This window comes from Aquimarina sp. U1-2, assembly GCF_017897595.1.
Lineage (GTDB): Bacteria > Bacteroidota > Bacteroidia > Flavobacteriales > Flavobacteriaceae > Aquimarina.
In genome coordinates this window covers 19,011-32,863 of record NZ_JAGKIK010000004.1, presented here as the reverse complement: position 1 = coordinate 32,863, position 13,853 = coordinate 19,011, and the positions used below count along the sequence as shown (strand labels likewise).

Here is a 13,853-nt window from a genome sequence, read left to right as displayed (position 1 = left end):
TCTGGGCATAACGAAAATGGGGAGTTCAAAACCATTATAAATGAGATTTTTACATTAGGACTTTTGAAGCCAAGAGCTAAGACAAAAAGATAATCTAGTTTCTAGATTCTTAAAGTAAAATGGTCTTGATTCTGATACCTCTAAAAGCTCTGCCTCGAAGGTAATTCATTTTTATGGGTATCATATTAGCCTACAATGTGCAATTCGGTAAAATCTTTACGCACTACGATAGTATTTTCACTTTCTTGAAACTGAATGCTATTTAACGCAACGACTTCATTATCGATTTCGATTTCCTGGACTGCAAAAGGGAGTCCGATAAATTCAATCTTTATCATCTCATATTCGGTAATAAAGCTTCCATTTTTATGTTGTTGAATAATAAGTTCTTTTTCTTTACCCGTAAAAGAAAAACTTCGTAAACTAAATCTGCCTTTAGCATAATCATAGCCATCCTGGGCATCCTCAAAAACTTTTGAAATTTCTTTATTACCTAATTTGTAATATACTTCTAATTGTAGTGTTTCGATTTTCTTTTCACCTACATATTGCTGTACAGGATATTTGGGAATAATGGCTCCTTCTTTAACGAATAATGGAATGGTATCCAGATCTGCATCTACCCATTGCTCCATTCCACCTTTAATATATTCGCGAGTCCAATAATTATACCAATTCCCACGAGGAATGTACATTCTTCGACCTTTGGCATTAGGTTCCTGTACAGGGCAAACCAGCAATTGATTTCCAAAAATAAACTCATCGGTTCTATAATGAGTTTGTAAATCTGCTTGATCAAATAATACTAAAGGTTTCAGCATCGGGATACCTTCTTCGGCATATTCCCAAAACATCGTATATAAATAAGGTAACAATTGGTAGCGCAGTTCAACAAATTTACGAGTTACATTAACCACTTCTTCTCCAAAAGTCCAAGGTTCTTGATTACCATGATCCCCTGATGAATGCGTTCTGCAAAATGGATGAAATACACCCAGTTGTATCCATCGTGCATACAATTCTCCTGTAGGATGCTCTGCAAATCCTCCAATATCACTACCGGTAAACGACATACCGCTCATACTCATACGTTGCGCCTGTATATTTGCTATCCACAAATGCTCCCAGGTAGCAATGTTATCACCCGTCCAAGAAGATGTATAGCGTTGTGCGCCCGAATATGCAGATCGTGTGATGATAAACGGTCTTTTAGGATAGGCAAACCGTTTCACCCCCTCATAGGTCGCCCGTGCCATCTGTGTACCATAAATATTGTGTGCTTTTCTATGACTACAAGGGTTTCCTTCATAATTGTGTCTTACATCATTCGGAAATGTCTTACCGGGAACTTCCATCACTGCCGGTTCGTTCATGTCGTTCCAAACTCCTTTTACTCCTATTTCGTCAATGATTTCTTTAAATAGTCCAGACCACCATTCTCGTACTTCGGGATTGGTAAAATCTGGAAAATAGCATTCGCCAGGCCACACTTTTCCCCGCATATAGGGACCATCGGCTCGTTTACAAAAATAGTCTTTCTGCATCGCTTCCTGGTATACCCAATATTCGCTATCTATTTTTATTCCGGGATCGATAATAACAATAGTTTTAAAACCCTCTTCTGCCAACTCTGCTACCATTCGTTTTGGATCAGGGAAATACTCTTTATTCCATGTAAAGCACCTAAACCCATCCATATAATCAATATCCAGATAAATGGCATCACATGGTATTTGTAATGCTCTAAATTTGGTAGTGACCTCTTTCACTTTACTCTCAGGATAATAACTCCATTTGCATTGATGATAACCTAGTGCCCATAATGGTGGTAATTCTGGTTTACCTGTTAAATCGGTATACCGCGTAATCACATCTTGCATATTGGGACCATAGAAGAAGTAATAATTCATCTCCCCTCCCTGAGCCCAAAAACTAGTAACATTGCGACGTTCCTGACAAAAGTCAAAAAAAGTTTTGAATGTATTATCGAAGAAAATTCCATAAGCTCGTTCCTGATACATGCCAATGTAAAACGGCACACTTTTGTATAGCGGATCCTGATCTTTTCCAAACGCATATTGATCTGTTGCCCAATTCTCTATTCGTTTACCTTTGAGGTTGAGATGCATAGGTTTATCCCCCAGACCATAATAACATTCGCCTTGAGGAGCAGACTTACTCATTTTTACAATATTGCCGCCAAATTCATAACTTTGTTCCCAATGATACCCCCAATCATCTCTACAGATTACATTGCCTTCTAGATCTTTTATGGTTGAACTGAGGTTTTCTTTACCAATGGTTACTTCTAAACGTGAGGTAATAATGGCATACTCATGATCCCGCTCTTCTACCTCTAATTTACTATATCCTCTTGCTCCATCTTCACTAATGGCATATGAAAAATCTTTTTCAAAATTAAGATCTGTTGCATATCTAAATCGAATAACACTTCCTCGAATAATAGTAACCTGAAGTATAACACCATTTTCTGTAGTAAAATTGATCTTATCGACATCTTGGGCGAAACTATTAATTGCACCCGGAAATAAGTTTCCTTTTTGTTCTAGTTCTGTATTGATGATCATATGTATTACTTTTTGTTTAGCCTTGCGTTCTATAAAAAAACGACAACTTACTGTATTTAAAAATGAATTTTATAACTAGTTATCAAGAAAAATTAACGAAAACGTTTGCGATATTATATATTAACCAATCTTTAATTTTCAGGTTTTTACAATAGTTAATTTATAGCTTTAGAATTACTAAAAATAGGTTATGTTCTACATTCGTTTTTTATACTGAAGATGACTGCACCCAGGGGTGGAATACAAATTTCAGCAGACTTAGAACGATTGTTCCAATGTGTATTTGTGATTTTAATTTTTTCTGAATTCGTATACCCACTACCGCCATATTTTTTGTCATCACTATTAAAAATTTGATATAATGCTTGAACCTTCTCTGGAAGACCAATTGTATAATTCTTTCTGGGAACGGGAGTAAAATTACATGCAATAACTAGTGTGTCCTCTATCAAATGTCCATAGCGAACGTAGGTAATTACCGAATTGGTGGTATCCTCATGACTTATCCATTCAAAACCATCTGAGCTGAACTGTTTTTGGTACAGGGCAGGATAGGTTCTGTAGAGTATGTTAAGCTCTCGAACTAGCTTTTGTACACCTGAATGATACTCATATTGAAGTAGGTGCCAATCCAGACTATGCCCAAATTTCCATTCTTCTCGTTGTGCGAACTCGCCTCCCATAAAAATTAAATTTGTACCGGGGTGGGTATACATAAAACTGTATAACAACCTAAAGTTGGCAAACTGTTGCCACTCATCACCGGGCATTCTTCCGAGTAGGCTTCTCTTGCCATGTACTACTTCATCGTGCGATAGCGGTAGCATAAAATTTTCAGAAAACGCATAGGTCATACTAAAGGTAAGCTCATTTTGATGATGCCAACGATGAATAGGTTTTTTTTCAATATAATGTAAGGTGTCGTGCATCCAACCCATCATCCATTTCATACCAAAGCCGAGTCCGCCCAAATAGGTAGGTTTAGACACCATAGGAAACGAGGTTGATTCTTCGGCAATAGTTTGCACATCAGGAAAACTTGCATACACTTCTTTATTGAGTTCTTTTAAAAAAGAAATAGCCTCAAGGTATTCTCTACCGCCATATATGTTGGGCTGCCATTCTCCTTTTTCTCTAGAATAATCCAAATACAGCATCGAAGCTACCGCATCGACCCGTAACCCATCGATATGATACTGATCCAGCCAAAATATTGCATTACTTATCAAAAAACTTCGTACTTCATTACGGCCATAGTTAAAAATCAGACTTTTCCAATCGGGGTGGTATCCTTTCTGCTCGTCTGGATGTTCATACAGGCAAGTGCCATCAAAACCTCCTAATCCATGAGCATCTTCTGGAAAATGAGAGGGTACCCAGTCTAAAATGACACCAATATTATTTTGATGGAGCTTATCAATGAGAGACTTAAATTCTTCAGGATACCCGAAACGAGCAGTAGGCGCAAAATATCCTGTGATTTGATATCCCCATGACGGATCGTAAGGATGTTCCATAATCGGCATGATTTCGACATGTGTAAATTGCATTTCTTTACAATAAGACACCAGCTCGTCTGCATGTTCTAGATACGAAAGTGATCTGTTTTCTGCTACCTTTTTTTTCCATGAACCCAGATGTACTTCATAAACCGCGAAAGGAGCATCGAGTGCATTGTGTTTTTTACGCGTTCTCATCCAGGTTTTGTCTTGCCAGTAGTAGTCATCATCCCAAATTACGGATCCTGTTTTTGGCGGATGCTCACATCTACGTGCATATGGATCTACTTTTTCAGTTTTTACGTCTAGATGCGATTGTATTTTATATTTATACACGTCTCCTTTGGTGGCTCCGGGTATAAAACCTTCCCAAATACCTGATTTATCCCATCGTACATTGAGTAGATGCTCCCCTTCTGTCCAATAATTAAAATCTCCTACCACAGAAACCGACTTAGCTGCTGGTGCCCAAACGGCAAAATAGGTTCCCGCTACCCCATCAACCATCGTTGTGTGCGCGCCAAATTTTTCGTACAAACGATAATGTGTACCTGATTTGAATAGATTAACATCAAATTCTGAAAAAAAACTATGTGCAACTGTCGTACTCATATTCTACGGTATAGCTTTCGTAAACATAAATAGAGATTACTACTTTTATTTTTGCAGGTATCTTTTCTACAACACAAAACCGTCGGGTATAATAGATCGACTTTTTATGACTACGATTCCATCTTTAATCACATAGAGATCTTCTTCTGTATCTTCTAAATGTGCTCCCCCATTAATTGTTACGTTATTTCCTATTCTGGCATCCTTATCAATTATAGTGTAATTAATAGCACATTGCTCACCGACTCCAAAAGAAGGTAAGTTTTTAGTTTTATTTTCTTCTAGTTCAAGTACATCTTCATAAGTATTGCTACCAATCATATAGGTATTCCGTATCACAGTTTCTTTCCCGATTCTGGATCGTATTCCTATTACAGAGCGCTCTATTTTTTTCGCATTAATAATACATCCTTCGGCAATCATCGATTTTTCAATTAAAGTTCCTGAAATTTTGGATGGAGGCAGTATACGGGGTCGGGTTAAGACAGAACTGACCTTGTTAAACAAGTCAAACTTAGGAATAGCATCGGTTAAACTAATATTGGCTTCAAAAAAAGCACCTACATTACCAATATCTGTCCAATACCCTTCATATTGATAGGCTAATACTTTATGCGTACCAATGGATTGCGGAATGATTTCTTTACCAAAATCGACAGTATCAGGATCAGAAAGAATGTCGATAAGCAAATCTTTATTAAAGATATAAATCCCCATCGAAGCCAAATATTCTCTATTCTCGCTTTTCATTTCATCACTCACTTCAGATTCCCAGCCCGGTAGTTTGTCCAGGCTTGGTTTTTCGGTAAAAGATGTAATAAAACTCTCGTTATCGGTTTTTAAAATACCAAATTCTGTAGCTTCTTTAGGAACTACAGGAAGCGTTGCTACAGAAATGTCTGCTTCTTTTTGAATATGCTCTTTCAACATTTGATCAAAATCCATTTTATACAACTGATCGCCAGACAGGATCAAGGCGTATTCAAATTCGTGATTAAGTAAATGATGCATTGACTGCCGAACCGCATCTGCAGTCCCTTGATACCATGTTTTATTATCCGGAGTTTGTTCTGCTGCCAAAATATCAACAAATGCATTACTAAAAGAACTAAAAACATACGTGTTTTTAATATGTCTATTTAAAGATGCCGAATTAAACTGAGTAAGTACAAACATTCTTTTGATATCGCAATGAATACAATTTGAGATCGGTATGTCTACCAATCGATATTTACCTGCGATAGATACTGCGGGTTTGGATCTTTTTTCGGTGAGAGGATATAAACGGGTACCTTGACCGCCTCCCAGAATAATAGCTAAGACTTTTTTGTTGATCATTTTGGTGGTATAAGAGAATTATATAGATTAATGTATTCTTGCGCTGATCGATCCCATGAATGATCGATCTTCATAATTTGTCTTTGTAACTTTTTATATGCATTTTGATTTTCATAGAGGGCAAGGGCTCTTTTAATTGAATAACAAACATCCCATACCAGGACCTGATCATGACAAATACCAAAACCCCCATCACCTATATCGATCACGGTATCCTTTAATCCTCCTGTTCTTCGAACTATGGGTAAAGTACCATATCGTAAAGCATACATTTGATTAAGGCCACAGGGTTCTACTCTAGAAGGCATTAACAAAAAGTCTGCTCCTGCATAAATCCTATGAGATAATTGTTCGTTGTAGCCAATATGCGCATGGTATCGATGTTTAAATACATCTTTTAACGAACGTAATTTTTCTTCGGTATCTTGGTGTCCTGATCCTAAAACAATGCAATTAATGTTGGTATTGCTCATGGATTCTTCAATAATTTCGGGAAGTAAATCTGCGCCTTTTTCATGTACTAATCGCCCTATAAAGGCAAAAAGCGGAGCATTGAATGTTAAATCAAAATGATCACAGAGCCATTTTTTGTTGGCTTTTCTTCCTGAAACCAGTGTACCTATCTTATAATTTTTTACCAGCATAGCATCGGTTTCAGGATTCCAGGTAGCCGTGTCTATTCCGTTAAGAATGCCTTTACATTTTTTACTTTCGTTTTGTAGTAATCGCTCTAATCCGTTGGCATTGTTCTGTAGTTCCTTCATATAATTAGGTGAAACTGTAGTTACCTTCCAGGCATTTTTGATTCCTGCGGCTAACGGATTAACACGTTGATCCCAATCTAATAATCCAATCTTTTGTCGATCAAAATTTGGCAGTAAATTTAATTTATCATATCCCAACTGTCCTTGATATTGCGCGTTATGAATAGTAAAAACAGTGGGGATATTTCGAAGGTTCATGTAGCCTTGCCCATGTGTCATTAAAAATGGAACAAAACCGGTATGATGATCATGGCAATGAACAATATCACAATGCTGCATAGCATTATTTATGAAATCCAAAACCGAAAGTTGAAATGCGACAGACCGTTCTGCTTCATCCCGATGCCCATATACACTCGAGCGATCAAGAAGTTTTGGGATGTACACCATATATACTGTAAATCCCAAATCGGGTGAAGTAAGCTTGAATACAGTATATGTTATGCGCTGATCTCCCATAACAATAGCTCCTGCATAAAATTTTTCAAATTCACTTTTTTTAGTGAAGTCATTATCAATAAAAGGCATGATAACATGTGCACTATGGCCAAAATTATTTTGATACCTTGGTAATGACCCTAGCACATCTGCAAGACCTCCTACTTTGGCAATTGGATAGCATTCAAAACTTACATGAAGAATAGTCATTAAAAATAGCAACTATATTAGAAATTAATACGAGTTTATAACATTCTTCTAAGCTATAAAAAAGAAGGGTAATAACACTTCAAAATATCTAAAAATAGTCGCTTTAAAATGAAGATTTAATAAAAATATAATAAGCGAATGTCGTATCATCACGAATTGCCGGTAATTTACTTTTAAAAGAGCTATGCAGTAGAATATTTATAAATAGGGTTACTCATCTAAATCTCAGATACTACTTTTCGGGATATTTATGATCAGTGATGGCTTACACCCCTCTAAATCTCCCCTCAAGGGGAGACTTTTGGCTCCTTTCCTTTGAAGACGATGGCGCGATAGCGACAGGCAAAATAGAGCGCAGGAAAAGGGATGGATATTTTTATCGTCATAAAAGATTATGCGAACTAAAATGGTAACACTTTTTACAACTATGTCGTAGCACTCGAATTGATATTATTTGTAAACAATACCTCCATCTTTTTAACCCGCTCCGAGGGAAAAGCTATTCTTTTACTAAAGATGAAGGCATTGCTAAATTATACCAGTTCTATTTTAAAATTACTCATCAAATTGATTAAAAATAGAATAATGATTCATTTGCAACGATTCTGGCATAATCATATCAAAGAATTTTGAAGCTTTTTTGTCGGTCACTAAAAGCTTTGCTGCTATTTTAGCAGATTTCATATCTGTCCAATACAGCATATCGACATAATCTCCCTGCGCCGTTCTTGCTGTAGTTCTCTCTATAAAACCGTGATACAATTTTATAATTTCGTTGAGCGATTCCAGAGCATTTTGTATTTCTTGTTCTGTATATTTTGGATGAGGTGTAAATACAACGATCTCGACTACGCTTTTTTTTGTTTTGGCAATAGATAGATGACTTTCAGGTTTTACTGAACAATCGAATAATAAATTAACCATATTGATTAGAATTAATGTGATCTTGTTTACTAATTTTAATCAAAAATAGAATGCATGTATGACAACCCTATGTCAGTAGTAATTTACGAAGAAAAATTTGTTCGGTAAAGATGTGCTCTTCTATTATAATAATCTTCGAGTGTAAATTTTTGGGAGTGAAAAAATTGTTGAGTTTCTAACAGTTTATCAATACGATCTGTTCGAAATTCGCGATAATCGTTGCGTAACCTGCAATATGCGATCATAATCCAAGTATTATTAGTGAAGTATACGCCTAGGGGTTCTACTAAGCGTTTACTTAATTCTTCGCTTGCTTTAGTGTATTGAATTTCTAGAACTCTTAGGTTGGTAATAGCTTGCTGAATAACGGCTAACGAATTACTAGGATGTTTAACTCGTTGATCATATGTAAATATACGTTGATTTAAAATCTCTAATTTCTTTTTTTGTGTGGTTTTAAGTACGGCTATTACCTTTTCAACAGCTTCAAGATATTCGTTAATTAGCGACTGATCATTATTTGTTTTAATAATTTTGGATGCCGTTAATAATGCGTTGGCTTCTTTTTCAGTAAACATGATAGGAGGTAATGTATATCCTTCAACCAAAAAATAACCTGTACCCGCTTCTGCTCCAATAGGTACACCTGCATCTGTTAATGCCTGCATATCGCGATAAATAGTGCGTAAGCTTACTTCGAATTTATCTGCAAGCTCGGCTGCTTGTACTATTCTTCTAGATTGTAACTTAACCAAAATTGCAGTTAATCGATGTAAACGTTTCATGGTTCGTTATGATCTTCGTTTGAATTGGTATCGACATCAAGGTCACTTAAATCTGTGGCATTATTTATGAAATATTCAGTCTCTTCTACGGTCTCAGTTGCAGCTATCGGTGCTGTACCTAACCCCTGTTCTAAGTTTACTTTTTTGTCTCTTATCATTCCTCCGGTCATAACTAAGCTCGTACCAATGATTACAAATAATAGAATCCCAGGTTCAAATCCGTCTATAGTAGCTTCAGCAGGGATTGCGTAGAATAAAAGTACAGTAATCAATCCTCTGGGGGCTATAAACAACTGCGGAAAAATATCTTTCCCCATAAAAAGGCGAAGTAAACCGTAACGTATGGCATAAATCGAGATCAGAATTAATATACTAATTAAGGTGACTTTTAGACTTAAAAGAGAGGATAGTACAATGGTAACTCCAAAAATAACGAAGAATAATGTACGCACAACGAATGCAGTTTCTGCCGTAATCACATGCAGTTCGTGATATATCAATTTGGCCTTTTCAAAATCCAGATATTGTTTAAGACTACCTTGAAAAAATAATTTCATATTAGCAATTACTAATCCAAAAATTAAAATGATGATTAAAGACGACAGATGCATTTTTTTACCTAGCCCATAGAGCAATAACAATACTGCAATAAGCAGAAATAGTTTGACCTGACTTTTGATTTTCTGAAAAATTAAAATGATCGCATAACTTGCTACCAAAGAGATAACGATCGTAAGAATTAAATTTAGAAAAAAACCTCCTACACCAGAATCTTCCGCAGGGTTTAATCTTCCGGTAAGAAAATAAAACAACATAATACCCAAGATGTCTGAAAAAGTACTTTCATAAACATGAAACTCTTTCTTCGCTTCGCTTAATCCACTTACACTTGGAATGATAATAGCACTACTTAAAATAGATAGAGGTGTCGCATATAACCAAGCCGATTGCATTGTCATACCATCGATCAAAGCTTTTAATATTACAGCTGCGATAAACGTTGAAGCCACTAGACCTATGAGTGCTATAGCCATCGATTTTAGAATAGGCATAAGCTTATCGCTTTTCAATTTTAATTCTAACGCAGCCTCAAGTACAATCATAATTAACCCAACAATCCCTAAAACTTCGAGCATCGGAAAAAAATCTATAGAATCTGCGTCAAAGGCTTTAATCACATACTGTAATATTATACCCAGTATAATCAACATCAAAACTGCCGGAATGTTGGTTCTTTTTGCAATACCATTAAAAATAAAAGATAGGATAATGACTAATGAGATTTCGATTATCAGGTTATAAGAAGAAAAAATTTCCATATAAGTAGGTCAAAGGTTGGTGTTATAGTTATCGAACTTATGTAGTTTACTTAAAAAGTCAAGATAAATTCACTGTTTTTATAAAACGATCGAAAAGATAGTAAATTATTTTAAAAGTAAACTATCCTGAGATAAATCTATCAAGTACAGATGAGGTCACCAGGCTTCTATTTAGATGTATAAGAATCACACAAACTGCTTAACAGGTTGTATTCACATAAATTTAACTAGTAGATCATTTAAATCGCATATCTTTATAAAGCTTTATTTGAAGTTTTCATTCTAGATTACAATGACACATTTTGCACTCTAATTTCATCCTTTTTCATAATATAGCTAAGGTTATGGTACGCAAAATGGTCTCATTAGGTGGCAAAAGCTTATTTTTTGATTCTAGACAAAAACTTCAGACGAGTTCTAATATAAATATGATAGTATGTCAAACACAGGATTAATAATTGAAGAAAGGAGCCGGGATATAGGTGACTTTCTAGTAGGCCGACTTATTCCTTTTAGGAAAAAAAGAATGGTAGGTCCGTTTATTTTTATTGATCATATGGGCCCCACCACCATAAAAGAAGGAAATTATATGGATGTAGATCAACATCCTCATATAGGTTTGTCAACGTTAACATTTATGCTCGAAGGGGAACTTATGCATAGAGATAGTATAGGTACAGAACAGCGTATATCCCCAGGATCGGTAAATTGGATGGTGGCTGGCAAAGGGGTCACACATACAGAACGTACTCCTTTAGATTTGAGAGGTACCAAAGAATTTACAGCTCATGGTTACCAGATATGGGTTGCCCTTCCTAAACATTTGGAAGATATAGATCCCGAATTTCACCATATTGATGCCTCTAGTATTCCGAATTGGAACGATGGTACTGCTAAATTTAAACTTATAGCAGGAAGTGGTTTTGGGAAAACGTCTCCTCTACCTGTACATTCTGAATTATTTATGATAGGCATAAAAGCTGAAGATTCATATACCCTCAACGTTCAGGGAGAATTAGAAGGAGAAATTGGTATTTGTATCGTGACGGGAGCTATAGAAGCCTGCAACGAAACCATCAATGAAGGTAATATGCTAGTTTCCAAAGTCGAAGACAGTTGCACTCTAATCCTAAAACCTGGGACGCATGTTTTACTATTTGGTGGACAACCTTTTCCTGAAGAACGGCACATCTATTGGAATTTTGTATCCTCCAGTAAGGATAAAATTGAAAATGCCAAGAAACTTTGGGAAAATAAAGCATTTCCAAAAGTAAGTAATGATCATACCTACGTTCCTTTACCAGGAACATAACCGTATTGTCGTTGTTTTATACCAATTCTCTTCGTAATTCGTTAAGAGAAATAGTACTATTTATTAATCGAGTTACTACTTCTTTTCTAAATTCATCGAGATTATCATATTCGTAATATTTGGCCCATTTGTGCGTTTCTAGTAAGTTTTTAATCTGTTTGATTAATTTTCTAGTCGCGTCTGATGAGCGTACTATTGCGATTCCATCATAATCAGGATTATCTTTATGCATGTAACTCACCTTGTTTGTGCTAAAATCTACTGAAATATAGTAAGCGTCGACATCAGGATCCAGGTTTTCTCTAAAATCACCCCAATCTGCATACCCCAATCGTAAGTCATCTATTTCTGCCGGATACTCTGAAACAAGTCTCCATTGACATTTTGCAGCCCTGCCCCAATGATTTGATAAACGATACACGCCATACTTTGTATAATAATAGGTACTGCCAGACTCACTTCTATAGTTTGGCTTTCTCTTTGAAATTTCTCGAAGTGCCGCACCTTTAAAAATGCAATATGTTTTATTAAAAAAATTATATCGAGTAAATACTTTTTTTTGTTCCTTTTCTTGACTTTCCAAACCTTAAAATTTTCCCGGTATAAAGAACTTGTATTTTTTTGAAAAAATGAAATATTTATAGCTGAAACGAACAGTAAGAAATTTTGAAAACATTTAAAAATGTGAAACGGAAGTTGATACCCATAACGATTAAGCGGCTACATACGATAAAAAGCCTATAAAAGTTTACCAATACTAATATGTGGTATAGGGTCTTATGATCTGAAACTAAAAACCATTTAAGGAGTTATAAGAACAGCTAAAAAATAGGTTACCCCTTTTTTCGGAAATCCCCCAATATTTATAAGTGTCTAAACCCTAAAATGTTAGGGGTGAAAATGTTGAAATAAGGGGTGATCAACGGTACCAACTCCTTTATGAAGCCAATACATTTGTTTTAACAGTTGACTATACACTTTTACACGCCGGCAATCGAAAAGGGGGAAGCAACTACTTATTAAAATATAAATATTAAAACTAGAACAAATGAAAAATTTATTAAATCTTCGAGCCATCACATTTTTAGGATTTGGAGTACTATTTATGGTATCCTGTGAAAAATCTGAAACTGAAAATGACATCGTCCAAGTTTCTGAACAGACTGAAAATGAAAGTTTTAAAAGCCAAACGGGGAATGATGGAGAAATTCTTAAAGTTAAAGAGACCCTTCAACCTGTGTTAAAAATTCATTTTACCAAGGATGTACCTCACGATGTTGCAGTACAAGAATTCAATAAAGCTGCTACAGCATATATCGCTAAGCAACCAAAACAGTCAAATAAAGGGTTTAGCACAGAATGGTTTTATCGTGTATGGGTAAGAACAGGAACACAAACTCATAATGAAACCAGTGGTCCTGTAGGTACTTTTGTTAGATTCACTACAAGCGTTGGCACATATACTCCGGCATTTAATTGGATGGATGATGCCGGAGATAGCCTAGATGGAGGTTGGGATGGATACTTATTTAGAGCCACTTTTCCAGGTCAGGCTATAGAATGGGTAGAAGTAGATTACGGGTATTTATATCTCAAGGGAACCGATGGTTGGTTTGTGAAAGATTACGTATGCCAAATTTGGAAAGAAGATCAAACAGTAACAGCAACAGGCTCATCTGGGTTTTGGAGCAATCCTAATATTTGGTTGGATAATGACACCTCTGATGGGTGGGATAATTACTACTCGGGTAATACTGGAACAGGAAGATTAAATTTTTAACCGTTCTGATTCCCATCTAAATAACAAAAAAATGATTGTCTAAAAAGTTATTAAAGTAAATTACCACGAGTAAGTTTTTTGGGATGTTCTTTAAAAAAATAATTTCAAAGTAAACTTTCAGGTAGTAGACGCTCTTGCAGTGTTAATAGAAAGATTAATTTGAAATTATTTTATCTATAAATGGGCAATATATACCAGATTTCTTCACTTTAATTGAAATAATAATTTTTTAGATGATCACTTTGTACTTTTTGTACCTTTAATGTACGTGCAGTTTATCTATT

The 13,853-nt window shown here is 35.6% G+C and carries 10 protein-coding genes; 2 read left to right on the top strand and 8 right to left on the bottom strand.

The annotated features are described in order from the left end of the window. Positions 1–185 precede the first annotated feature (185 nt). From J8281_RS06880 to J8281_RS06850, 7 genes are all read right to left on the bottom strand, one after another. Positions 186–2,588 carry a glycoside hydrolase family 31 protein gene (locus tag J8281_RS06880; RefSeq protein WP_210196876.1) on the bottom strand — a complete coding sequence of 801 codons (2,403 nt, stop codon included), beginning with the start codon at positions 2,586–2,588 and terminating at the stop codon, positions 186–188. Between the two features lie 188 nt (positions 2,589–2,776). Continuing rightward, positions 2,777–4,699 carry a 1,4-alpha-glucan branching protein GlgB gene (gene glgB / locus J8281_RS06875; RefSeq protein WP_210196875.1) on the bottom strand — a complete coding sequence of 641 codons (1,923 nt, stop codon included), beginning with the start codon at positions 4,697–4,699 and terminating at the stop codon, positions 2,777–2,779. 66 nt (positions 4,700–4,765) lie between these two features. Further along, positions 4,766–6,037, bottom strand: a complete 1,272-nt coding sequence (locus J8281_RS06870) for a glucose-1-phosphate adenylyltransferase (protein ID WP_210196874.1) — start codon at positions 6,035–6,037, stop codon at positions 4,766–4,768. Continuing rightward, complete coding sequence (locus tag J8281_RS06865) at positions 6,034–7,449, bottom strand: glycogen synthase (RefSeq protein ID WP_210196873.1); 1,416 nt, start codon at positions 7,447–7,449, stop codon at positions 6,034–6,036. The genes J8281_RS06870 and J8281_RS06865 overlap by 4 nt, the downstream gene beginning before the upstream one ends. A 555-nt stretch (positions 7,450–8,004) precedes the next feature. Further along, positions 8,005–8,373 carry a hypothetical protein gene (locus J8281_RS06860; RefSeq protein WP_210196872.1) on the bottom strand — a complete coding sequence of 123 codons (369 nt, stop codon included), beginning with the start codon at positions 8,371–8,373 and terminating at the stop codon, positions 8,005–8,007. Between the two features lie 83 nt (positions 8,374–8,456). Then, positions 8,457–9,158 (bottom strand): YafY family protein, encoded by a 702-nt coding sequence (locus J8281_RS06855; protein ID WP_210196871.1) that lies wholly within the window; start codon positions 9,156–9,158, stop codon positions 8,457–8,459. Further along, complete coding sequence (locus tag J8281_RS06850; RefSeq protein WP_210196870.1) at positions 9,155–10,477, bottom strand: cation:proton antiporter; 1,323 nt, start codon at positions 10,475–10,477, stop codon at positions 9,155–9,157. Before J8281_RS06850 ends, J8281_RS06855 begins: the two co-directional genes overlap by 4 nt. A gap of 436 nt (positions 10,478–10,913) precedes the next feature. On the opposite strand from J8281_RS06850, the gene J8281_RS06845 reads away from it, so the two are divergent. Further along, on the top strand, positions 10,914–11,789 hold the full coding sequence (locus J8281_RS06845) for a pirin family protein (protein ID WP_210196869.1): 876 nt from the start codon (positions 10,914–10,916) through the stop codon (positions 11,787–11,789). A 16-nt stretch (positions 11,790–11,805) separates the two neighbouring features. Here the strand turns inward: J8281_RS06845 and J8281_RS06840 are convergent, their stop codons facing one another. Beyond that, positions 11,806–12,372 (bottom strand): hypothetical protein, encoded by a 567-nt coding sequence (locus tag J8281_RS06840; protein ID WP_246849018.1) that lies wholly within the window; start codon positions 12,370–12,372, stop codon positions 11,806–11,808. 465 nt (positions 12,373–12,837) lie between these two features. Between J8281_RS06840 and J8281_RS06835 the strand changes: the two genes are divergently transcribed. Next, positions 12,838–13,569 (top strand): hypothetical protein, encoded by a 732-nt coding sequence (locus J8281_RS06835; RefSeq protein ID WP_210196868.1) that lies wholly within the window; start codon positions 12,838–12,840, stop codon positions 13,567–13,569. The last annotated feature ends 284 nt before the right edge of the window (positions 13,570–13,853 follow it).

Excerpts from the sequence above, each read along its gene's own strand:
- J8281_RS06880 (WP_210196876.1), bottom strand. The coding sequence starts at position 2,588 with ATGATCATCAATACAGAACTAGAACAAAAAGGAAACTTATTTCCGGGT.
- glgB (WP_210196875.1), bottom strand. The coding sequence starts at position 4,699 with ATGAGTACGACAGTTGCACATAGTTTTTTTTCAGAATTTGATGTTAAT.
- J8281_RS06870 (WP_210196874.1), bottom strand. The coding sequence starts at position 6,037 with ATGATCAACAAAAAAGTCTTAGCTATTATTCTGGGAGGCGGTCAAGGT.
- J8281_RS06865 (WP_210196873.1), bottom strand. The coding sequence starts at position 7,449 with ATGACTATTCTTCATGTAAGTTTTGAATGCTATCCAATTGCCAAAGTA.
- J8281_RS06860 (WP_210196872.1), bottom strand. The coding sequence starts at position 8,373 with ATGGTTAATTTATTATTCGATTGTTCAGTAAAACCTGAAAGTCATCTA.
- J8281_RS06855 (WP_210196871.1), bottom strand. The coding sequence starts at position 9,158 with ATGAAACGTTTACATCGATTAACTGCAATTTTGGTTAAGTTACAATCT.
- J8281_RS06850 (WP_210196870.1), bottom strand. The coding sequence starts at position 10,477 with ATGGAAATTTTTTCTTCTTATAACCTGATAATCGAAATCTCATTAGTC.
- J8281_RS06845 (WP_210196869.1), top strand. The coding sequence starts at position 10,914 with ATGTCAAACACAGGATTAATAATTGAAGAAAGGAGCCGGGATATAGGT.
- J8281_RS06835 (WP_210196868.1), top strand. The coding sequence starts at position 12,838 with ATGAAAAATTTATTAAATCTTCGAGCCATCACATTTTTAGGATTTGGA.